Origin of the sequence: Ornithinimicrobium sufpigmenti, assembly GCF_004322775.1 — a bacterium.
Classification (GTDB): domain Bacteria; phylum Actinomycetota; class Actinomycetes; order Actinomycetales; family Dermatophilaceae; genus Ornithinicoccus; species Ornithinicoccus sufpigmenti.
On sequence record NZ_CP036403.1, the window covers coordinates 708,947 to 731,281 of the forward strand.

Genomic DNA, 22,335 nt, shown 5'->3' on the forward strand with positions numbered 1-22,335 from the left:
GATGATCGTCGGCGTCGGGATCGACGTGGTCGACATCGCCCGGTTCAGCGCGCGGCTGGAGGCCAACCCGCGCCTCGGCGAGCGGCTGTTCACCGCGCAGGAGCTGGGGCTACGACCCCAGTCCCTGGCGGCCCGGTTCGCCGCGAAGGAGGCCCTGGCCAAGGCGCTGGGGGCACCCGTGGGTCTGCGCTGGACCGACGCCACCGTCGTCCGGGACCCCGGCGGCCGGCCGCGGCTGCAGGTCGAGGGCACCGTCGCGGCCCGGGCGGAGGAGCTGGGCGTGGCCCGCTTCCACGTCTCGTTGTCCCACGACGCGGGCATCGCCTCGGCCGTGGTGATCGCGGAGGGTGAGGGCTGATGCTGCGCGGGTATGCCGTGCCCGCGGTCCGCGCGGCCGAGGAGCAGGTGCGGGCGGGGCTGGCCGACGGAAAGCTGATGCTCCGCGCAGCCCGAGGCCTGGCGAAGGTGGTCCGCGTCCGTGCCCGGCAGCAGCGTGCCGCCCGCGTCGTGGTGCTGGCCGGGCCGGGGGACAACGGTGGTGACGCCCTGCATGCCGCGGCCCTCCTCGCCCGCACACACCCGGTCGCGGTGGTCGGCCTCGCCGCCCGCCTCCACGAGGGAGGCCTCACCGCGGCGCGGCAGGCGGGCCTGGAGGTCCGGTGCGTCGACCCCGCCGCCGCACAGCTGCCGGCGGAGGTGGTGGACCTGCTCGCGGAGGCGGACCTGGTCGTCGACGGGCTGCTCGGGATCGGGGGCCGGCCCGGTCTGGGCGGCGCGATGGACCTGGCCGTCGCGGCGGTGCCCGACACGGCATACCTGCTGAGCGTCGACCTGCCGAGCGGCGCCGACCCGGGTGGGCGGGAGCGACCGGGCCGGATGGTCTACGCCGACGAGACGGTGACCTTCGGCATGCTGAAGCCGGTGCACCTCCTGCCCGCCACCGAGCCCGCGGTCGGCACCCTGACGGTGGTCGACATCGGTGTCGAGATGGACGTGCCCCCTGTGGTGGAGCGCCTGGAGCACACCGACGTGGCGGGGCTGTGGCCGGTGCCCACCATGAGCGACCACAAGTACACCCGCGGGGTCGTGGGTGTCGTCGCGGGGAGCGTGGCCTTCCCCGGGGCCGCCGTGCTGACGACCACCGCCGCGGTCGGTGCCGGGGCCGGCATGGTGCGCTACCTGGGGCCCAGGCGCGCCGAGGACCTCGTGCTCGCCGCCTGCCCGGAGGTCGTGCCCGGGCCGGGACGGATGCAGGCCGCCGTTGTGGGGCCGGGGGTCGCGCCGCAGGGCTGCGACCACCCCGACCGCGACGACCACCAGGCCGACCACGTGCGCGAGCTGCTCGGCAGCGACCTCCCGCTCGTCGTCGACGCCGGCGCCCTGGAGCTGCTGGTCACCTGGGCGGGCCAGGGCCACCGGCGCACGGCTCCCACCCTGCTCACGCCGCACGCGGGGGAGCTGGCGCGGATGCTGACCGCCCTCGAGGCGAAGGCCCCCGAGGCGGACTCGCGCGAGGGGAGCGCGGGCGCCGGGACCAGCCGGGCAGACGTCGAGGGCGACCCTCTCGGCCACGCCCGGCGCCTGGCTGAGCAGACCGGCTGCACCGTCCTGCTCAAGGGGTCCACCACGCTCGTCGTGGACCCCGCCCCCGATGTCCCTGCCCGGAGCCAGGCCGACGCCCCCGCCTGGCTGGCCACCGCGGGTGCCGGGGACGTCCTGGCCGGTCTCGCGGGCACCCTGCTGGCCGCCGGGCTGACGCCCCGCGACGCCGGGTCGCTGGCCGCACTGGTCCACGGCGTGGCCGCGGACCGGGCCAACCCCGGCGGCCCGGTGCGCGCGCTGGCGGTCGCGCACGCCATACCGGAGGCGGTCGCGCACCTGCTGCACCGCTGATCAGGGGCCCTGGGGCGGCTGCAACGGCCGACGGATAAGGTCGAGTCATGGATCAGCGTCTGTCCCTCGTCACCCTCGGCGTGCAGGACCTCGACCGGGCGCGCGCGTTCTACGTCGCGCTCGGCTGGGAGCCTGGACCCTCGCCCGAGCACATCGTCTTCTTCCAGGCCGGCGGCATGGTCGTCGCGCTGTGGGAACGGGCGGCGCTCGGCGTCGACTCCGGGATCGACCTCGGCGAGAACGAGGACGAGGACACCCCCGGCAGCGGCGACGGCTGGGGCGGGATCAACCTGGGCCTGAACCTGAGCAGTGCTGCCGACGTCGATGAGCAGATGTCGCAGGCCCGCGACGCCGGCGCCACGATCCTGCGGCAGCCCGGCAACCGCTACTGGGGCGGCTACTCCGGCGTCTTCGCCGACCCGGACGGCCACGTCTGGGAGATCGCCTACAACCCGTACTGGACGGTCACGCAGGACGGCCTGACCCTGCTCGGGGACGGCCGCGGCTGACCTCTCCGGGGTGGCCTGCGCTTGCGCCTGCCGCGGCCCCGGGGACACAGTGGACATAGCGACGGACACACCGCAAAGCCACCGAGAAGCCACCGACGCACCATCGACTACACCATCGAACACCGACACCATCAGGAGGAACAGTGACCTACACGCTGCCCGATCTCCCCTACGACTACTCCGCCCTGGAGCCCGCGATCTCCGGCGAGATCATGGAGCTGCACCACAGCAAGCACCACAAGACCTACGTGGACGGCGCCAACACCGCGCTGGAGAAGATGGCCGAGGCCCGCGAGAAGGGTGACTTCGCCGCCATCACCATGCTGTCCAAGAACCTGGCCTTCCACCTGGGTGGCCACACCAACCACTCCGTGTTCTGGACCAACATGTCCCCGGACGGCGGCGACCGGCCCGAGGGCGAGGTGGCCGCCGGCATCGAGGAGTTCTTCGGCAGCTTCGAGGGCTTCCAGGGCCAGTTCGAGGCGGCGGCCAACACCCTGCAGGGCTCGGGCTGGTCCTACCTGACCTGGGACCCGGTGGCCCAGCGGATGCTGATCGGCCAGCTCTACGACCAGCAGGGCAACGTCCCGGTCGGCCAGGTGCCGCTGCTGATGCTCGACATGTGGGAGCACGCGTACTACCTGCAGTACAAGAACGTCAAGGCCGACTACGTCAAGGCCTGGTGGGACGTCGTGAACTGGGCCGACGTGAGCCGCCGTCTGGAGAAGGCCCGCTCGGCCACCTCCGGGCTCATCGTTCCCTGACGCACCCCGGCTGGTCGTGCCCCGGTGGCATGGCCGTCTGACCCACCAGCACCGCCCCGGCCGACAGGTCGGGGCGGTGCTGGTTGGGAGCCGTTGGTCAGTGCCGCGGCCGGTTGACCGCGCTGTTCACCGCCTGCAGTGCGGCCGTCACCGTGCTGGGGTGGATCCCGACCCCCCAGCGGACCTCCCCGTCGACGGCGCACTCGACGTAGGCCGCCGCCAGGGCGTCCGAGCCCGAGCTCAGCGCGTGCTCCTGGTAGTCCAGCACCCGGACGTCCACCCCGAGCGTGGACAAGGCGTCGGTGTAGGCCGCGATCGGACCGTTGCCGGTGCCGGTCACCTGCTGCTCGGCGCCGTGGACACTCACCCGTGCCTCGATGCGGTCGTGGTCCTGCTCCTCGTCGTGGCTCACCGTGTAGTCACTGCCGACCACCGGGCCGGCCCCGTGCAGGTACTCGGCCTGGAAGGCCGCCCAGATCTGCGCCGGGGTCATCTCGCCGCCGTCGGTGTCGGTCCGCCGCTGCACGGCGCCGCTGAACTCGATCTGCAGCCGCCGGGGCAGGTCCAGCTTGTGCTCGGACTTCATCACGTAGGCCACGCCGCCCTTCCCGGACTGGCTGTTGACCCGGATCACCGCCTCGTAGCTGCGGCCGATGTCCTTGGGGTCCACGGGCAGGTAGGGCACCTCCCAGCGGAACTGCTCCACCGGCACGCCGACCGCCCCGGCGTCCCGCTCCAGCGCCTCCAGGCCCTTCTTGATCGCGTCCTGGTGGCTGCCGGAGAAGGCGGTGAAGACCAGGTCGCCGCCGTAGGGGTGGCGCTCGGGCACCGGCAGCTGGTTGCAGTGCTCGACCGTGCGACGCACCTCGTCGATGTCGGAGAAGTCGATCTGCGGGTCCACGCCCTGCACGAAGAGGTTCATCCCCAGGGTGACCAGGCAGACGTTGCCGGTGCGCTCGCCGTTGCCGAACAGGCAGCCCTCGATCCGGTCCGCCCCCGCCAGGTAGCCCAGCTCCGCGGCGGCCACACCGGTCCCGCGGTCGTTGTGCGGGTGCAGGGAGAGGATGACGTTCTCCCGGTGGTTCAGGTGCCGGCTCATCCACTCGATGGAGTCGGCATACACATTGGGCGTGGCCATCTCCACCGTCGCCGGCAGGTTGATGATGACCGGTCTGTCCGGCGTGGGGACGAACACCTCCATGACCGCGTTGCACACCCGCACCGCATACTCCAGCTCGGTGCCGGTGTAGGACTCGGGGGAGTACTGGTAGTAGATCTCGGTCTCGGGGTGGCGGGCCCGGACCTGCTCCTCGTACTTCTTGCAGGTGCGGGCGCCCTGCACGGCGATGTCGACGATCTCGTCCTCGCTGGCGTTGAAGACCACGCGGCGCTGCAGGGTGGAGGTGGAGTTGTACAGGTGCACGATCGCCTGCCTGGCCCCCGCGATCGCCTCGTAGGTCCGCTCGATCAGGTGCTCGCGCGCCTGGGTCAGCACCTGGATCACCACGTCCTCCGGGATCAGGTCCTCCTCGATGAGCATCCGGACGAAGTCGTAGTCGGTCTGGCTGGCCGCGGGGAAGCCGACCTCGATCTCCTTGTAGCCCATCCGCACCAGCAGCTGGAACATCCGCTTCTTGCGCTCGGGGGTCATCGGGTCGATGAGGGCCTGGTTGCCGTCCCGCAGGTCGACCGCGCACCAGCGGGGCGCCTCGGTGATGGTGCGGCTGGGCCAGGTGCGGTCGGGCAGGTCGACGGCCGGGTATGCGGTGTAGCGGCCGACCGGCATACCGCTCGGCTGCTGGGGGTTGCGTCGGACCACGTGGGTCTGGGGGGCCTCAGCCTGCGTACGGGCGCCGGCGGGCGGGGCGGTGGTGATGATGCTCAAGGGTCTGGCTCTTCCTCGCTGGTGAAGGGGTGGTCCGCTGGTGCACAGCAGAACTCCGCAGCGAGGGCCGGACCTAGGAGGTCTCGCTGCGGCGTCGAAGGAGGAGCAGAGCAGTCATCGGCTCAGCACCTTACCCGGCCGGGGTGACCTCGCGTCAACGTGGGCCTCGTCACATGCGGTGCGATCGGGTTTCTTCTGGCTGGCCGCTGACGCGGCACCTGGATCTGTCCTATGGTGGATCGCGGTGCTCAACGGCGAGCACCACCTTCCACCCTCCGGGGACCCGGCGGCTACCGTGACGGGGTGGCCCGTCAGCTCCAGCTCGTCCGCACCACCCTCCGCCCGCGCCCCGCCATCCCCGGCCAGGGCATCCTGGACCCCTCCGTGCTGCACCTGCGGGTGCGGCCCGCGGACCTCGACGTCTACCTGCACGTGAACAACGGCGTCTACCTGCAGATGATGGATGTGGCCCGCAGCGCCTACATCGCCGACCTGGGCGGCTTCCCGCTGCTGAGGAAGCAGCGCTGGTACCCCGTCGTCGCCGCGCAGACGGTGAGCTATCGCCGCTCCCTGACCCTGGGCCAGCGATTCTCGATCACCACCCGGGTGGTCGGCTGGGACCCGCGGATGATCTACCTCGAGCAGCTCTTCACCCGCGGGGAGGAGCTGTGCGCCCGCGGCCTGGTCGCCGGCCGCTTCCTCACCCGTGGCTCCGGCGCACGGGTGCCGGCCACCGACGTCGCGGCCCTGCTCGCCCCGGGTGTCGACCCGCCCCCGCTGCCGAGCGACGTCGAGCAGTGGGCGCGTGCGATGGACGTGGCGCACCGGGGCTGACCGGCGCGTCATTGCGCCACGGCGGACGTCGCCAGCTGCTCGGGCCGCGCGAGGCGGCCGAACGTCCTACCGTGGGCGCAGGCGGCGGCACGGGGCCGGCGTGAGGGAGCCAGAAGACACGCAGGAAGGCGAGGGAGCCATGGGCACGGTGGCGGACGGGGTCGTCGAACGGCTCCAGGGATGGGGCGTGCAGCGGGTGTTCGGCTACGCGGGTGACGGCATCGACCCGGTGCTCGGGGCGCTGCGTCGCGCGCAGGACGACATCGAGCTGGTCACCGCCCGGCACGAGGAGATGGCCGCGTTCATGGCCGTCGGGCACGCCAAGTACACCGGGGAGGTCGGGGTCTGCCTGGCGACCCAGGGCCCCGGTGCGGTGCATCTGCTGACCGGCCTCTACGACGCCAAGCTCGACGGCAAGCCGGTGGTCGCGATCGTCGGGCACGTCGCCTCCACCGCGCTGGGCAGCGGCTACCAGCAGGAGGTGGAGCTGCCCACCCTGTTCAAGGACGTCTGCGCCGAGTACGTCCAGGTCGTGACCGCGCCGGAGCAGCTCCGGCTGGTCCTCGACAACGCCTTCCGGACCGCGGTGGCGACCCGCAGCCCCACTTGCGTCATCCTGCCCCACGACGTGCAGCAGGCAGACCTGCCGACGCTGGAGCAGGAGCACGGCGTGGTCGTGACCTCACCAGTCGTCGCCGAGCCCCGGGTGCTGCCTCGGGACGAGGACCTGGACCGGGCGGCCGCGGTGCTCGACGCCGGCCAGCGGGTCACGCTGCTCGTCGGGCAGGGAGCCCGCGGCGCCGTCGAGGAGGTGCGCCAGGTCGCAGAGGTCCTGGGCGCGGGCGTGACCACCTCGCTGCTCGGCAAGCCGGTGCTGGACGAGGCGCTGCCCTACCACGCAGGGGTGATGGGGCACCTGGGCACGACGGCCTCGGTCGACGTGATGGAGGGCTGCGACACGCTGCTCATCGTCGGCAGCAACGACCCGTGGACGGAGTACTACCCCAAGCCCGGTCAAGCGCGGGCCGTCCAGGTCGACATCGCCGCGCGCAACCTGGGGACGAAGTATCCCGTGGAGGTGCCCCTGGCCGGCGACGCCGCCGAGACGCTGCGGGCGCTGTTGCCCAGGCTGCGGCAACGCGACCGGCCCTGGCGTGCCGAGGTCGAGCGGGCCGTCGAGCGCTGGCGGGAGGTGGCGCGGCAGCGCTGCGCACCGGGCAGCGACCGGGTCAACCCGCAGTCGGTGGTCGCTGCGCTCTCCCAGCGTCTGCCTGCCAACGCCCAGGTCGCCGTGGACGTCGGCTCGGTCGTCTACTGGTACGCCCGTTTCCTGCGTCTGCCCGCCGGTGTGCCGGCCCACCTGTCGAGCACGCTGGCCAGCATGGGCTGCGGTATGCCGTACGGCCTCGCCGCCAAGCTGGCTCGTCCCGACCGTCCGGTCGTGGTCCTCGCCGGGGACGGGGCGATGCAGATGAACGGGCTCAGCGAGCTCATCACCGTCGCGCGGCGCTGGCGCGACTGGGACGACCCCCGCTTCGTGGTGCTGGTGCTGGACAACGGCGACCTGGCGGAGGTCTCGTGGGAACAGCGCGAGATGGAGGGCGAGCCGCGCTTCCCCACCTCCCAGGAGGTGCCGACCTTCCCCTACGACGGCTACGCCCGCCTCCTCGGACTGGAGGCATACCGGGTCGAGGCCGACGCCGACGGTGACGAGATCGACGAGGTATGGCGCACCGCCCTGGCCGCCGACCGGCCCGTGGTCATCCACGCCGTGGTCGACCCGGACACCCCGCTGCTGCCGCCGCGGGCGGCGCAGCAGAAGGTCGACCAGATGCTCGACGCGCTGCGGGAGGAGGGCAACACCCGGGCGGTCCAGCTGGTGCAGGACCAGCGCAGGCAGGAGGCCTGACCCGCGCGAAGGCGTCACCGACCCTCAGCCCGGCAGGAAGGCGTCCCCGAGGAGCGGCAGGTCCCGCACCCGCACGCCGGTGGCGTGGTAGGTGGCGTTGGCGATGGCGGCGGCGGAGCCGACGATCCCGATCTCGCCGATGCCGCGAGCACCCAGCGGCCCCGCGGCAGGGTCCTCCTCGTGCAGCCAGGACACCTCGATCTGAGGGATGTCGGCGTTCACCGGCACGTGGTACTCGGCCAGGTCGTGGTTGACGACGTGCCCGAAGCGCGGGTCCAGCTCGCTCTTCTCGTGCAAGGCCATCCCGACCCCCATCGTGATGCCGCCGATGAGCTGGGAGCGGGCGGTGCGCGGGTTGACGATGCGACCCGCGGAGAACACCCCGAGCATCCGGTCCAGCCGGACCTCGCCGGTGGCCTCGTGGACGCGCACCTGCGCGAAGTGGGCCCCGAAGGAGTGCAGCGCCAGCCTCTCGGAGGCCGGGTTCTTCCCCGCCGTGCCCTCGGCCTGCGATCCCGGGGAGGGGTCGGTGCCGTGATGGTCCCGGAAGGTCCGGGCGGCGTCGATGATCGCGGCGCTCCAGCTGGCCAGCCCGGTCGAGCCGCCGGCCACGGTGGCCCTGGGCAGGTCGGTGTCCCCGATCCGCACCCTGACCTGGTCGGTCGGGACGCCCAGCGCGTCCGCCGCGACCTGCGTGAGGGTGGTCCACGTGCCGGTGCCGAGGTCGGCGGCCCCGATCTCGACCTCGTAGCGCCCGCCGGTGAACGCCACCCGGGCGTCGGACCCGGGCTGACGGTTGGCCGGGTAGGTGGCCGAGGCGACTCCCACGCCGACCAGCCAGCCGCCCTCCCGCCGGGAGCGCGGGACCGGGTCGCGGTCGGCCCAGCCGAACCGCTCCGCCCCCTCGCGCAGGCAGTCGACGAGGCGACGTCGGTTGAACGGCAGGCCGGTGTCCGGGTCGGTCCGCGGGTCGTTGCGCGCCCGCAGCTCGATCGGGTCGAGGCCGCAGGAGACCGCCAGCTCGTCCATCGCGATCTCCAGCCCGACCATGCCGGGCGCATCACCGGGGGCACGCATCCATGACGGCACCGGGACGTCGAGCTGGACCACCCGCTGCCGGATGCGGCGGTGAGGGGCGGCATACATCATCCGCGCCGGCTTAGCCGCCTGCTCGGGGAAGTCCTTGGTGCGGCTGGACATCGCGACCGCGTCGAAGGACAGCGCCGTCAGGGTGCCGTCGGCGCGGGCACCGAGCCGGACGTGCTGCACGGTCGGTGCCCGGTAACCGGTGATGGAGAACATCTGCTGCCGGGACACGGCATACTTCACCGGCCGCCCGGGGGCGGCGAAGGCGGCCAGCGCGGCGAGGACCAGGTCGGCGTGCGGCACCCCCTTGGAGCCGAACCCTCCGCCCACGTGCGGGCTGATGATCCGCACCTGCTCGGGCTCCAGGCCCAGCACGGGCGCGAGCTTCCGGCGGGCCGGGTGCACACCCTGGGTCGACATCCACAGCGTGAGGGTGCCGCCCTCCCACAGCGCGGTGGTGGTGTGCGGCTCCATGGGGTTGTTGTGCTCCATGGGCGTGGTGTAGGTCGCCTCGTGGACCACCTCGGCCTGCCCGAGCGCCGCCTCGACGTCACCGGTGTCGACGTCGTCCTCGGCGTCCTCGGGCTCCTCCCTCCCCGGACGGCCACGGAAGTCGGCGTCGTGGTCCTCCGCCTCGTAGCGGACCTCGACCAGCCCGGCCGCCTCGCGGGCGGCCTCGGGTGTCTCGGCCAGGACCGCGCCCAGGTACTGGCCGCGGAACCCGACACGGTCGTCGCGCAGGATCGCGAGCTCCCGGTCGGAGGTGTCCTCCAGCGGTGGCGCGTTCAGGTGGGTGAGCACGTGCACCACCCCGTCGACCTTCTCGGCGGCCGCGACGTCCAGCTCGCTGACGCGCCCCCTGGCGATCTGCGCCTGGACCGGGAAGAGGAAGAGCGGGTCGTCCATCGGGTGCTCGTAGGCGTAGGGCGCCCGGCCGCGGACCTTGTCCGCACCCTCGAGGCGGACCGGGTCGGTGCCGATCGCGTGGGCCTCGAGCAGCTCCTGCGGCTCCTGCTCACTCATCATCGGCCTCCTCGACGGACTGGGTTCCGGTCAGCCCGGTCAGCTCTGCCAGCACGGTGGTGATCGCGCCCCGGGTCATCGGCACCTTGAACTCGTTGCCCTCCACCGGCTGCGCCGCCTCCAGCTCCGCGTCGGCGGCCCGGCGGAGAGTTTGCGGCGTGGCCCGGGCTCCGCGCAGCACCTCCTCGGCCCGGTGCGCCCGCCAGGGCTTGTGCGCGACGCCGCCCAGCGCGATCCGGGCCTCCCGGATCAGGGGGCGGCCACCGGCCTCGCGGGGGTCGTCCAGCTCCAGGACGGCCGCGACCGAGACCAGCGCGAAGGCGTAGGAGGCGCGGTCGCGGACCTTGCGGTAGGTCGACCGGCTGGGCGTCGGGGCGGGTGGGAGCTCGACCGCGGTGATCAGGTCGCCGTGCTCCAGGACCGTGTCCCGGTGCGGCTCGCCGCCGGGCAGCCGGTGCAGCTCGGTGACGGGCAGGCGGCGCTCGCCGTCGTGGCCGAGCACCACCACGCGGGCGTCCAGGGCGGCCAGGGCGACGGCCAGGTCGGAGGGGTGGGTGGCGATGCAGTCAGGCGAGGCGCCGAAGATCGCGTGGTAGCGGGTGTAGCCACCGATCGCCGAGCAGCCGGTGCCGGGCTCGCGCTTGTTGCACGGGGTCGTGGTGTCCTGGAAGTAGACGCAGCGGGTGCGCTGCAGGAGGTTGCCCCCGGTGCTCGCGGCGTTGCGCAGCTGTCCGGACGCGCCCGAGAGCAGGGCCCGCGAGACCAGCGGGTAGTCGCGCCGGACGCGCGGGTGGGCGGCGAGGTCGCTGTTGCGGACCATGGCCCCCACGCGCAGGCCGCCGCCCGGGAGGTCCTCGACGTCGGCGAGGTCCAGCCGGCTGATGTCCACGAGCAGCTCGGGGGCGGCAACCCCGAGCTTGAGGTGGTCGACGAGGTTGGTCCCGCCGGCCAGGTAGGCCGCACCCGGCGCGCCGGCGTGGGCCGCCAGAGCCGCCGCGGGGTCGGTGGCCCGCTCGTAGCTCAGTGCCCTCATCGTCGGCCCTCGGCGACCTGACGGACGGCGGCGACGATGTTGACGTAGGCACCGCACCGGCACAGGTTCCCGCTCATCCGCTCCCGGATCTCGGCGTCGGTCAGCTCGACCGGTCCCTCCAGGTCCTCGGTGACCACGCTCGGTGCGCCGTCCGCGACCTCCTGCAGGACGGCCGCCGCCGAGCACACCTGGCCCGGGGTGCAGTAGCCGCACTGGAAGGCGTCCTGCTCGAGGAAGGCCCGGTGCAGGTCGGAGAGCTTCCCGTCCTCGGCGAGCCCGTCCGAGGTGGTGACCTGCGCCCCGTCGTGGGACACCGCCAGGGCCAGGCACGAGTTGAGCCGGCGCCCGTCCACCAGCACCGTGCACGCACCGCACTGACCGTGGTCGCAGCCCTTCTTCGGCGACATCACCCCCAGCCGGTCCCGCATCAGGTCGAGCAGGGTGGTGCGCGGGTCGACGGTCAGCGTGTGCTCCTGACCGTCCACGACGAGGCGCAGGGGGTACGGCATACCAGGGCCTTCCGGTGCGGTGTGGACGTCCTGTCCGAACCTACGCGCGCCGGGTCGGCGTCGCCAGGTGGGCGACGCCGACTCGGCCTGGTCTGCTCAGCCCGGGACGATGACCGTGCCGACCTGACCGTCGACGGCGTCGGCGATGCGGGGGAGCGCGGTCACGACCGCCATGGGGCCGCCCTGCTCGACGAAGCGGGTGACGGCCTCGATCTTGGGCAGCATGGATCCCTCGCCGAACTCACCGGCCTCGATGTGCGTGCGGATCTGCGAGGCGGTGACCCGCTCCACCGGCCGGGCCTGCGGGGTGCCCCAGTCCAGCACGGCGTGCTCGACGTCGGTCGCGATGATGAGCAGGTCCGCCTCCACCTGCCGGCTGAGCAGGGTGGCGGTGAGGTCCTTGTCGATGACCGCCTCGACGCCCTGGTAGCCGCCGCGCTCGTCGGGCACCACCGGGATGCCGCCGCCGCCGGAGGAGACGACGAGGAAGCCCTGGGCGAGCAGCGCGGTCACCGCGGGGGCGTCGACGATCTGCTGGGGCTCCGGGGAGGCGACGAGCCGGCGCCAGCCCTTGGCGCCCTCGTCGCGCCAGGTCTGGCCCAGCGCGGTCTGGGCGGCCGCGTGGTCGGCGCTGTTGTAGGGACCGACGGCCTTGGTGGGCCGGTCGAAGGCCGGGTCGTCGGGGGAGACCTGGGTGCGGGAGACGAGGGCCGCCACGGGCTGGTCCGCGCCGACGGCGGACAGGGCCCGCTCCAGCGCGTTCATCAGGGTGAAGCCGATGGTGCCCTGGGTCTGAGCCCCGCACCAGTCCAGGCTGACCGGCGTGAGCTGGTGGGCGGACAGCTCGTTCTTCAGCAGGATGTTGCCGACCTGGGGGCCGTTGCCGTGGGTGAGCACGACCTCGTGCCCGTCCGCCACGAGCCGGGCGATGTGCTGGGCAGCCGTCTCGATGGCGGCCCGCTGGTCGTCCGGGTTCGACCGCCCGTCCGACGTGGTCATGGCGTTGCCCCCGAGGGCGATGACGATCCTCATGATGTCTCCTTCGACAGCAGCTGGGCCCAGGTCGTGGAAGGACGCCCGAGCAGGTGGGTCAGGGGTGCCGGGTCCACGGTGAACCCGGTCTGGTCGTAGGCCTCGAACATTGCGAGCAGGTCCGTCAGCGCCGAGCCCTCGGCCCCCGCACCGGGACCGGAACGCCACTGGGCGGTGGTGATCGCGGTGGCGGACACCGGCCGGCCCAGGACACCGGCAGCGGTCCGGGCCAGGTCCTCGACGGTCAGGTCCTCGGGTCCGCCGAGCACGTGCGTGCTGCCGGGCTCGAGGCGGCCGGACAGTGCCTGCACGGCCACCTCGGCGACGTCCCCCAGGTCGACGAGGCTGAACGGAGCGCTCACCCGGTACGGCACCGCCAGACGCCCCACCAGGGCGGCGCCGAGCAGGTTCTGCTGGTAGGCGCACGGGCGCAGGACCACGGCCTCGGGCCGCAGCTCCCGCAGGACGGTCTCCGCCCGCCCCTTGCGCAGATGGTGGGCCATCCGCTCGTCGTCCGGGTCGGCGACCGAGTGGTAGACGACCCGGTCCACGCCCGCCTCGGTCGCGGCCCGGGCCGCCTTCTCGACCATCTCCACCTCTGCGGGGTGGACGTTGGGCACGATCAGGTATGCGGCCTCCGCGCCGGCCAGTGCCTGGACCAGGCCGTCACCGGTGAGCAGGTCCGCGCCGTGCCAGTGGACACCGGCGGGACCGTCGGCAGAGTCAGGGTCGCGGGTGGTCCCGCGGACGGTCAGCCCCGCGTGCAGGGCCGCCGCGGCGACGGCGCCACCGGTCTTGCCGGTGGCGCCGAGCACCGCGACGGTCCCTGCAGGCACGGGTCGCCTCAGAGCCAGTCGACGTCGGCGGACGTGGCGCCGCCGGAGAGCCTGGCGTAACCGGGGCCACGGTCGAAGAACGGCTGCTCGCCGCGCTCGGCCCGGATGCTGGCCCGCAGCTCCTCGGTGGCGGCGGTGTCGATCGCCGGCTCGTCCTTGGTGCCGGAGGCGACCACGCCGTAGTCCTCACGGGCGCCGTCGAAGGAGACCTTGCCCCAGCGCAGGTCGCGCTCCACCTCCTCGACCGGGCGGTCCAGCGGGTCGCCCCAGCCGCCACCACCGGTGGTGCGGATGCGGATGACCTCGCCGGCCTTGACCGGCTCGGAGTCCACGAGGGCGTGGACCTCGCGCTCGTTCGGGCCGCCCGGGTCGATGGTGACCTGGAAGGGACGACCGGCCTTGCCGCCCTTGACGCCCCAGCAGGCCAGGATGGAGCGGTCGGCGATCGACATGAAGTTGCCGTCCTTGAGCATCCGGATGTGCTTCTCGTAGCCCAGGCCACCGCGGTAGCGGCCGGCGCCACCGGAGTCGACGGCCAGGCCCAGACGCTCCACCAGGAAGGGGAAGCGGGACTCGGTGAACTCGGTCGGCAGGTTGCGCGACTCCGGCACGACGTGGATCGTGTCCTCGCCGTCGGCGTAGTACCGGCCGCCGGAGCCACCACCGAGCACCTCACGCATGAGGTAGTCGTGACCGTCGCGGTCCTTGCCGTACACGCCGGTGTAGCGGATGGTCTCCTGGTCGGCCGGCATCTGGCCGTCCACCGCCTTGGCGACCACACCGGCCAGCACGCCCAGCAGGCGCAGGATGACGAAGGTGCGGGCGTTGGTCGGCGCCGGGAAGATCGGCGTGAGCAGGGTGCCCTTCTCCGGGAACTTCATCTCGATCAGCGGGACGATGCCCTCGTTGACGTCCAGCTCGGCCATCCGCTCGGGGGTGTCGGCCAGGTTGCGCAGGATCGGCGCGAGCCACTTCTTGAGGAAGTTGCCGTCGGCGTAGTCACCGCAGTGGTTGATCGGGCCCTTGGCCTGCGGGGCCGTCCCCGTGAAGTCGAAGACGAGCTTGGGGCCGTTGCCCGGCCCGCCGGTGCTCATCTTCGTCAGGGTGATCCGCTGGGTGTGCAGCTTGGGCTCGTCCACGCCGTCGTGCTCGGCGTAGTCCTCCCAGACGTACTCGCCGTCCGGGATCTTGGACAGGATCTCGCGGCGGTAGGTCTCGGTCGTCTTGTCCAGGATCGCCTGGAAGGCGGCCTCGATCGGCTCGCGGCCGTAGCGGCCGAAGAGCTCGGTGATGCGCTTGGCGCCCATCAGGCAGGCCGAGCACTCGGCATCCAGGTCGGCGGCCAGGGAGTCGGGCATCCGGGAGTTGCGGGTCATGATGCGCAGCGCGGCACGGTTCGGCACGCCCTGGTCCCACAGCTTGATCGGGGGGACCATCAGGCCCTCCTCGTAGACGCTGCGCGCGGCCGAGGGCATGGAGCCCGGGGTCGCGCCACCGATGTCGTCGTGGTGGCCGAAGGCCTGCACGAAGGCGACGACCTCGCCCTCGAAGAAGACGGGCACGGTCACGCACAGGTCCGGCAGGTGGCCGATGCCGCCCTCGGACTCGTAGACGTCGTTGTGGAAGAAGACGTCGCCGGGGCGCATGGTCTCCAGCGGGAAGTCCCGCACGACCGGCTGCACGAGGGCGCTGTAGGAGCGGCCGGTGAGCTTGCGCATCTGCCAGTCGTAGATGCCGGCGCGGAAGTCGTGGGCGTCGCGGATCATCGGGCTGCGGGAGGTGCGGCCGATGGCGGTCTCGACCTCCTGCTCGACCGAGGCCAGGGTGCCCTCGATGATCTCGACGAGGATGGGATCCACGCTCGGGGCGTCAGGTGTGCTGTCGCGGCCGGTGGCCGGGCTGGTGGTGGTGCTCATGTGTTGCTCTCCTCGTTCTGCGCGGAGACGGACTGGATGACGGGCACGTCGTCGGCCAGCGCACGGGAGTCGCCCGTGTCCGGCTTGGTGATGACGAGGTTGCCCCAGGGGTCCACCTTGAGGGTGAAGCCGGGGTGGACCGGGATCGTGGAGCCGAACTCCTCGATGATCGCCGGGCCCTCGACGGTGTCGCCATTGCGCAGGTCGGCCCGCCAGAAGACGGGGGTGTCGACGTAGCCGGCCTCGGCGTCGAAGCAGACCGGGCGGACGGAGGTGCGGGCCCGCTCGGGGTTGCCGTCGCCGTCGGCGATGGTCGGCACCTCGGGGCGGGTGATCGGGCCGACGCCGGTGACGCGCAGGTTGACCCACTCGACCGGCTGGGTGTCGTCGCCGCGGAAGTCGTAGCCGTACAGGGCCCGGTGCGCCTCGTGGAAGGCGTCCGCGACGGTCTCGGCGGCGGCGGCGTCCAGGTCGCCGTCCGGCACCGGCACGCGGACCTCGAAGGCCTGGCCGACGTACCGCAGGTCGGCGCTGCGCTGGTACTGGTGCTGGTCGGCGGCGAAGCCCTCGACGTCCAGGGCGTGCGCCGCCCGGTCGGTCAGCTCCGTGTAGGCCTGCTGCAGCGCGCCGAGGTCGAGCGCGGCGTGCTTGGTGACCATGGTCTGCACGTAGTCGTTCTTGACGTCCACGGTGAGCAGGCCGAAGGCGGAGACGTTGCCCGGGTTGAGCGGGACGATGACACCGGCCAGGTCCAGGATGTCCACCAGCCGGCAGGCCAGCAGCGAGCCGGACCCGCCGAAGGTGGCCAGCATGAACTCGCGCACGTCCAGGCCACGTTTGACCGAGACCTGCCGCAGGGCGTTGGCCTGGTTCCAGGCGCTGATCTCCAGGATGCCCACGGCGGCGTGCTCGACGCTGAGGTCGAGCTGCTCGGCGAGCTTCTCCAGACCCTCGCGGGAGGCCTGGGGGTCCAGGGGGATCTCGCCACCGAGCAGGTGGGCCGGGATACGGCCGAGCAGCAGGTGGGCGTCGGTGATGGTGGGGGCGCCGTCGGCGCCACCGTTGCCGTAGCACAGCGGGCCCGGGTCCGCGCCGGCCGAGTGCGGCCCGACCTTCAGCGATCCCTCGGGGGAGATCCAGGCGATGGAGCCACCGCCGGCTCCCACCGTGACCACGTCGATCATCGGGATCTTGGAGGGGTAGGCCCCCACGGTGCCCTCGGTGGTCAGGGTCGGCTCGCCGTCCAGTGCCACGCAGACGTCGGTCGAGGTGCCGCCGCCGTCACAGGTGAGCACCCGGTCGAAGCCGGCCTTGCCGGCGATGAGCGCGGCGCCCAGGGCGCCGGCGGCCGGCCCGGAGAGCACGGTGGTGATGGGCTGGTGCACGACCTCGTCGGCGGAGAGCACGCCGCCGTTGGACTTCATGATGTAGAACGGGACGGTGTTGCGGGCGTCCTCGTCGGCCTGGGTGTAAGAGTGCAGGCGCTCGGAGATGTTGGTCACGTAGGCGCTGACCTTGGGCTTCACGGCCGCGTCCACCAGCGTGGTCATCGAGCGCTCGTACTCGCGGTACTCCCGCAGCACCTCGCTGGAGACGGAGACCACGACCCCCGGGTGCTCCTCCTGGAGGATGGTCCGCATCGTCTGCTCGTGCGTGGGGTTGGCGTAGGCGTGCAGGAAGTTCACCGCCACGGTGGTGATCCCGCGGTCCTTGAACCACCGGGCGACCTGGCGGGCGCCCTCGACGTCGAACGGGCGGACCTCGTTGCCCTCGAAGTCCATCCGGCCGCCGACGGTCTTGACCAGGTCGGCGGGGGTGATGCGGTCGGGCTTGACCCAGAAGTAGGAGTTGCCGTAGCCGTCCGGGACGGACTGGCGGGCGATCTCCAGCACGAACTCATAACCCTCGGTGGTGATGAAGCCGACCGGCTCGATCTTGCCCTCGAGCAGCTGGTTCGTGGCGACCGTGGTGCCGTGCGAGACCGCGGTGATGTCGCGGCCGGAGGCGTCGAGCAGATCCAGGACCTTGTCGATGCCGTTGATGAATCCGTCCGCCGGGTTGCTCGGCGTGGAGGGGGTCTTGGTGGTGGTGATCGTGCCGGCGTCCTCGTCGAAGGCGACGACGTCGGTGAACGTGCCACCGGTGTCGATGCCGATCCGGATTCGGCGGTGCGTGTTGCTCATCCAGCTTCCCTTCGGGCCTGTTGCGTGCCTGGTGCGTGGGGTTGACCTGCGCGTGGTCGGGCGGATACAGGGTCAGGCACCCGACCACGCGCCTGCTTCGATTCAAGCCGGTCAACCCCCGCCCATCGTCGTCATAATCTGACGACGACCGGCAGGACCTTCAGCGAATGTTGCTAGATGGTGCGCGGGGATCAGCGACGGCGCAGCCGAGCCCCCAGCGCGACCCCCACCAGCGCCACGGCGGCGCCGGTCAGGATGGGCAGGAGCTGCCCGGGGGCGGACGCCGCCACCCCGGCGGGGGAGGGCAGCGCGGGGCGCGCTGCGCCACCGGCAGCCCGGAGAGCCGGCGCCTGCGCAGCGGCCTGCTCTCCGCTGCCTCCGTCGGCGGCGTCCTGGGCACCGTCGGACCCGCCCTGCCCTGCCGCCGCGGCCTCAGAGCCCCCGGCCGCCAGGTCCTTGTCGATGTTGTTGAAGAACTGCGTGGCCAGGCGCTTGGCGACCCCGGAGAGCATCCGCTGGCCGACCCCGCCCACGGGGCCCCCGACGACCGCGTCGGCCGTCCAGTCCAGGTCGGTCCCGCCGTCCTCGGCGGGGGAGAGGCGCACGTGCACGTCGGCGTCTACGGTGCCCGGCCCGCCGCTGCCGGTCAGGGAGAGCACGAAGCTCTCCGGCTCCTGCTCCTGGCTGAAGGTGGCGAAGCCGTCGTAGCTGCCCTTGATCGCCGCCACCCCGGCGACCACGGTCATCGCGAAGCGTCCGGGCTCCACCTCGCGCAGGCTCTGGGCGCCCGGCAGCGAGCGCTCCAGCACCCCCGCGTCGTGGAAGGCCACCCAGGCGGTCTGGGGGTCGACGGACAGGTGGTTCTGGCCGGTGATCTGCATGTCAGGCTCTCCTTCAGGAGGGATCGGTGGTGTTGCTGGCGTGCTGCTTGCGCAGCTCCCACAGCTCGGGCGGGGAGATCGGCATCCGCCGGATCGGGAACCCCTCGGCGTCCTCGACCGCCGCGGCGATCGCCGCCGTGGTCGGGATGGTGCCGGCCTCCCCGGCGCCCTTGATGCCCAGCGGGTTCAACGGGCTCGGGGTCTCCAGGTGATCGGTCTCGATGTGCGGGATCTCGGTGGCGAACGGCATGAGGAAGTCCATGAACGAGGCGTTCTGGAGCTGGCCGTCGGCGTCGTAGGCCATCCGCTCGTAGAGCGCGCCGCCGATGCCCTGCGCCACGCCGCCGTGGACCTGCCCCTCGACGATCATCGGGTTGAGCATCGGCCCGCAGTCGTGGACGACGCAGTAGCGCAGCACGGTGATGTCGGCGGTGTGAGGGTCGGTCTCGACGATGGCGGCGTGCATGCCGTTGGCGAAGGTGGTCCGCACCGGGGAGAAGAAGTCGCTGCCCTCCAACCCGGGGTGCTCCGCGTCGCCGACGGGTGGCTTGCTCTCGTCGCTCTTGCCGCCGAACTGGGTCGCCGCCCGGGCGGTCTCGTCGAAGGCGTAGCGCAGGGGGTTGGAGAGGACCGCCACCATCGGCAGGGGGATCTGGCTCTCGGGCGCGCCCTTGACCCGGACGATGCCGTCGACGATCTCCAGGTCGTCGGGGTTGGCCTCGAGGGCGTCCGCCGCGATCCGCAGCGCCTGCTCCTTGACCTTGCGGGCCGTCAGGAGCAGGGCGTTGCCGCTCATCACGGCGCCGCGCGAGCCCCACGTGCCGACGGAGTAGGCCATCCGGCGGGTGTCCCCGGTGGTGACGTGCACGTCCTCGATCTTGACGCCGAGCTCGTCGGCGACGATCTGGGCGAAGACGGTGGCGTGGCCCTGCCCCTGGGTGGTCAGCCCGGTGGAGACGTTGACCCGGCCGCTGGTCTCGATCTCGATGTGGCCGCCCTCGTACGGGCCGGCGCCGGTGCCCTCGACGTAGCACGCCAGGCCGATCCCGACCTGGCGCCCCTCGGCGCGGGCCTGCTCGCGGTACTCCTCGAAGTCGTCCCAGCCGACCAGCTCCTTGAGCTTCTCCAGGCTGGCCGGGAAGTCGCCGGAGTCGTAGATCCCCATCCGACCGTCCTGCAGCACCATGCCCAGGTCCCAGGGCATCTGCTCGGGCTGGACGAAGTTGACCGAACGCACCTGGGTGCGGTCCTTGCCCAGGTGCCGCGCGATGGCGTCCATGGTGCGTTCCATCAGGTATGCGGCCTGGGGCCGGCCAGCGCCCCGGTAGGGGGTGACGATGACCGTGTTGGTGTAGAGCGAGGTGAAGGTCACCGAGAAGTTGCGCATCCGGTACGGACCGGGGATGTGGGTGGCGGTGTTGAGCGGGACGATGACGCCGTAGGGCAGGTAGGCCCCGTGGTCGTGCCACACCTGGGCCTCCATGCCCAGGATCTGGCCGTCGTCGTCGAAGCCGACCCGGACGTGCTGCAGCTGCTGGCGCTCGTGCGCCGAGGAGATGAAGTGCTCGCGCCGGTCCTCGACCCACTTGATCTTGGTCTGCAGGCGCATCGCGGCCGCGGCGACCGCGACGTCCTCGGGCCAGGGGTGGTTGATCTTCACGCCGAACCCGCCACCGACGTCAGGGGTGATGACCTCCACGGCGGACAGCGGCAGGCCGAGCTTGGCGGCCAGCGCCGCCCGCAGCCCGGTCGAGGTCTGGGTGGAGGCGTGGACCTTCAGCCGCCCCTCCTCGGAGTCCCAGCGGGCCAGGATCCCCTTGCCCTCCATCGGCATGCAGGCGCTGCGCTCGATGTCCAGATCCAGCTCCAGCACGTGGGGGGCCGACTCGATCTGGCCGGCGGCGTCGCCGAGGTGCTGCTCGAAGTAGGCACCGACGTTGGCGGGGGCCTCCTCGTGCACCAGGTGCTCGGCCGCCCGGGCGGCCTCCACACCGACGACGGCCGGCAGCGGCTCGTAGGTCACCCGGACCCGCTGGGCCGCGTCCTCGGCCAGGTAGCGGTCCCGGGCCACGACCATGACGACGGCCTCGCCGACGTGGTGCACCCGGTCCTTGGCGAGCGCGTAGCCGGTGACGGGGTGCTCGATGCTCGGGTGGGGCAGGAGCATGGGCAGCGGCTCCTCCGCCGTGCCGCTGCCGGCCAGGTCCTCCCAGGTCCAGACGGCGACGACCCCGTCGACGTCGATAGCGCCGGAGGTGTCGATGTCGACGATGCGGGCGTGCCCGTGCGGGCTGCGGACGAAGGCGGCGGCCAGGGCGTCGTGCCCCAGGTCGTCGAGGTAGCGGCCGTCGCCGCGGACCAGACGCGGGTCCTCCCGGCGCTGGACGGGTGATCCGACGGTGCGGGTGCTCATCGCTGCTCCTCCTCCTGGGTCGGCGCTGGTGGTGTCTGCGTGCCGTCCGGTGCTGGGTCGTCGCCGCGGCGCAGCTCGGCGGCGCGGCAGACGGCCTTGACGATGTTCTGGTAGCCCGTGCAGCGGCACAGGTTGCCGGCGATGGCCTCCCGGGCCTCCTCGGGGGTGGGGTCCGGGTTCTCGTCCAGGTAGGCCGTGATGGTGGTGAGGAAGCCGGGGGTGCAGAAGCCGCACTGCAGGCCGTGGCACTCGACGAACGCCTGCTGCACCGGCCCCAGCTCGCCGTCCGGGGTGCTCAGGCCCTCGACGGTGGTGATCTCGTGGCCCTGCGCGGTCGCGGCGAACATCAGGCAGGCGCGCACGGGCTGACCGTCGAGCAGGACGGTGCACGCGCCGCAGACGCCGTGCTCGCAGCCGACGTGGGTGCCGGTCAGGCCGAGGTCGTGGCGCAGCGCGTCGGAGAGGAGCCGGCGGCCCGGGACGCGAGCGTGCCGCTCGGCGCCGTTGACCCGCAGGTAGACGTCGATCAGCTCCTCGGGCCGGGCGGAGCCGTCGGCGGGGTCGAACGAGGCGCGGGGCACGGTGGTCACGACGGTGCCGCGCACCGTCCTGGCCTCGGGCTGGGCGTCGGGGGTGCTGCTCATGCGATCTCCTCCTCGGCGGTGGCGCCCACCAGGGTGGACAGCAGGCGCTGGGTCTGCACGACGGCGAGGTGCCGTCGGTAGTCGGCGGAGGCGTGGATGTCCCCCACCGGGTCGACGTGGGTGGCGACCGCCTCGGACACGGCGTCCGCGAGGTCGGCCAGGTCGGCGACGGCGGCGCCGCCGACGACCGGGGTGAGGTCGAGGACGTCCGGGACGTCGGTGACGGACACGAAGCTGGCGCGGGCCGACGTCATCGTGCCCCCGTCAGGACCGTCGTCCAGGCCGACCGCGAGCGCCACTCCGGCCAGGGCGTAGTCGCCGTGACGGCGGGCGGTCTCGGTGAAGCCCGTGCGGGTGCCCGCCGGGAAGCGGCCGAAGACGGCCTCGACCGCGAGCTCGTCGTCGGCGATCGCGGACTCCATCGGGCCGACGAAGAACTCCGCGGCGGGGACCTCCCGCGCCCCGCCGGCGGAGCGCAGCCGGACGCGGCCGTCGGTGAGCGCCAGGACGGCCGGCATCTCGCCGGAGGGGTCGGCGTGCACGATCGAGCCCAGGGTCGTGCCACGGTTGCGGATGACCGGGTGGGCCACCCACTGCAGCGCCTGCCGCAGCAGGGGCTGGGCGGTCCGGGCGGCGGAGTGGGACAGCAGGTGCGCGTGGCGCACGAGCGCGCCGACGCGCACGGTGTCGTCGTCGGTCACGACCGCGTCCAGGCCGGGGACGTTGTTGATGTCGATCAGGTGGGCCGGGTTCGCCAGCCGCATGTTGAGCACCGGGACGAGCGACTGCCCACCGGCCAGCACCTTGGCCACCGGGCCGTACTCGGCCAGCAGGGCCAGGGTCTGGTCGAGGTCGGCCGGCGCGTGGTACGTGAAGGGGGCCGGTTTCATGGTCGGATCACCTGTTCTGCGAGCTCGGGGCTTGGGGGCATCGTGACCGCACCCGCCCGGCCCTCGGCCAGGCGGGTGCGGTCAAGGCTATGTGG

The 22,335-nt window shown here is 72.6% G+C and carries 18 protein-coding genes; 6 read left to right on the top strand and 12 right to left on the bottom strand.

Features of this window, described 5'->3' with window-relative positions; all coding sequences use genetic code 11:
• The first annotated feature begins 1 nt into the window (after position 1).
• The 4 genes from ESZ52_RS03370 to ESZ52_RS03385 all read left to right on the top strand — a co-directional run bounded on the left by ESZ52_RS03370 (position 2) and on the right by ESZ52_RS03385 (position 3,166).
• A complete protein-coding gene (locus ESZ52_RS03370) occupies positions 2-358 on the top strand; it encodes a holo-ACP synthase (RefSeq protein WP_131103689.1) in 357 nt (118 codons plus the stop codon).
• Positions 358-1,893 carry a bifunctional ADP-dependent NAD(P)H-hydrate dehydratase/NAD(P)H-hydrate epimerase gene (locus ESZ52_RS03375; protein ID WP_131103690.1) on the top strand — a complete coding sequence of 512 codons (1,536 nt, stop codon included), beginning with the start codon at positions 358-360 and terminating at the stop codon, positions 1,891-1,893. The genes ESZ52_RS03370 and ESZ52_RS03375 overlap by 1 nt, the downstream gene beginning before the upstream one ends.
• 47 nt (positions 1,894-1,940) lie before the next feature.
• Positions 1,941-2,402, top strand: a complete 462-nt coding sequence (locus ESZ52_RS03380) for a VOC family protein (protein ID WP_131103691.1) — start codon at positions 1,941-1,943, stop codon at positions 2,400-2,402.
• 143 nt (positions 2,403-2,545) lie between these two features.
• A complete protein-coding gene (locus tag ESZ52_RS03385) occupies positions 2,546-3,166 on the top strand; it encodes a superoxide dismutase (protein WP_131103692.1) in 621 nt (206 codons plus the stop codon).
• 97 nt (positions 3,167-3,263) lie between these two features.
• On the opposite strand, the gene leuA is transcribed toward ESZ52_RS03385, so the two are convergent.
• Positions 3,264-4,952, bottom strand: coding sequence for a 2-isopropylmalate synthase (gene leuA, locus ESZ52_RS03390; protein WP_131106404.1), 1,689 nt, complete (start codon positions 4,950-4,952; stop codon positions 3,264-3,266).
• A gap of 402 nt (positions 4,953-5,354) precedes the next feature.
• Between leuA and ESZ52_RS03395 the strand changes: the two genes are divergently transcribed.
• Together ESZ52_RS03395 and ESZ52_RS03400 are read left to right on the top strand one after the other, a co-directional pair.
• Positions 5,355-5,885, top strand: a complete 531-nt coding sequence (locus ESZ52_RS03395) for an acyl-CoA thioesterase (protein ID WP_238154339.1) — start codon at positions 5,355-5,357, stop codon at positions 5,883-5,885.
• Between the two features lie 100 nt (positions 5,886-5,985).
• Positions 5,986-7,794, top strand: a complete 1,809-nt coding sequence (locus ESZ52_RS03400) for a thiamine pyrophosphate-requiring protein (RefSeq protein WP_337590187.1) — start codon at positions 5,986-5,988, stop codon at positions 7,792-7,794.
• A gap of 24 nt (positions 7,795-7,818) precedes the next feature.
• On the opposite strand, the gene ESZ52_RS03405 is transcribed toward ESZ52_RS03400, so the two are convergent.
• The 11 genes from ESZ52_RS03405 to ESZ52_RS03455 form a co-directional block, all read right to left on the bottom strand.
• Positions 7,819-9,903 carry a xanthine dehydrogenase family protein molybdopterin-binding subunit gene (locus ESZ52_RS03405; RefSeq protein WP_131103694.1) on the bottom strand — a complete coding sequence of 695 codons (2,085 nt, stop codon included), beginning with the start codon at positions 9,901-9,903 and terminating at the stop codon, positions 7,819-7,821.
• Complete coding sequence (locus ESZ52_RS03410; RefSeq protein WP_131103695.1) at positions 9,896-10,936, bottom strand: FAD binding domain-containing protein; 1,041 nt, start codon at positions 10,934-10,936, stop codon at positions 9,896-9,898. Before ESZ52_RS03410 ends, ESZ52_RS03405 begins: the two co-directional genes overlap by 8 nt.
• Complete coding sequence (locus ESZ52_RS03415) at positions 10,933-11,445, bottom strand: 2Fe-2S iron-sulfur cluster-binding protein (RefSeq protein ID WP_131103696.1); 513 nt, start codon at positions 11,443-11,445, stop codon at positions 10,933-10,935. Before ESZ52_RS03415 ends, ESZ52_RS03410 begins: the two co-directional genes overlap by 4 nt.
• 96 nt (positions 11,446-11,541) lie before the next feature.
• On the bottom strand, positions 11,542-12,477 hold the full coding sequence (locus ESZ52_RS03420; protein WP_131103697.1) for a carbamate kinase: 936 nt from the start codon (positions 12,475-12,477) through the stop codon (positions 11,542-11,544).
• A complete protein-coding gene (locus tag ESZ52_RS03425; protein WP_181009817.1) occupies positions 12,474-13,313 on the bottom strand; it encodes an SDR family oxidoreductase in 840 nt (279 codons plus the stop codon). Before ESZ52_RS03425 ends, ESZ52_RS03420 begins: the two co-directional genes overlap by 4 nt.
• A gap of 8 nt (positions 13,314-13,321) precedes the next feature.
• The gene (locus ESZ52_RS03430) at positions 13,322-15,229 is read right to left on the bottom strand and encodes a hydantoinase B/oxoprolinase family protein (protein WP_131103699.1); all 1,908 of its coding nucleotides are present in this window, start codon (positions 15,227-15,229) and stop codon (positions 13,322-13,324) included.
• Positions 15,226-17,412 carry a hydantoinase/oxoprolinase family protein gene (locus ESZ52_RS03435; RefSeq protein WP_131103700.1) on the bottom strand — a complete coding sequence of 729 codons (2,187 nt, stop codon included), beginning with the start codon at positions 17,410-17,412 and terminating at the stop codon, positions 15,226-15,228. Before ESZ52_RS03435 ends, ESZ52_RS03430 begins: the two co-directional genes overlap by 4 nt.
• Positions 17,413-17,603: 191 nt before the next feature.
• Positions 17,604-18,293 carry an SRPBCC family protein gene (locus tag ESZ52_RS03440; RefSeq protein ID WP_131103701.1) on the bottom strand — a complete coding sequence of 230 codons (690 nt, stop codon included), beginning with the start codon at positions 18,291-18,293 and terminating at the stop codon, positions 17,604-17,606.
• 13 nt (positions 18,294-18,306) lie between these two features.
• A complete protein-coding gene (gene cutA / locus ESZ52_RS03445; protein WP_131103702.1) occupies positions 18,307-20,706 on the bottom strand; it encodes an aerobic carbon-monoxide dehydrogenase large subunit in 2,400 nt (799 codons plus the stop codon).
• The gene (locus ESZ52_RS03450; RefSeq protein WP_131103703.1) at positions 20,703-21,350 is read right to left on the bottom strand and encodes a (2Fe-2S)-binding protein; all 648 of its coding nucleotides are present in this window, start codon (positions 21,348-21,350) and stop codon (positions 20,703-20,705) included. The genes cutA and ESZ52_RS03450 overlap by 4 nt, the downstream gene beginning before the upstream one ends.
• Positions 21,347-22,240, bottom strand: a complete 894-nt coding sequence (locus tag ESZ52_RS03455) for an FAD binding domain-containing protein (protein WP_131103704.1) — start codon at positions 22,238-22,240, stop codon at positions 21,347-21,349. Before ESZ52_RS03455 ends, ESZ52_RS03450 begins: the two co-directional genes overlap by 4 nt.
• Positions 22,241-22,335 lie beyond the last annotated feature (95 nt).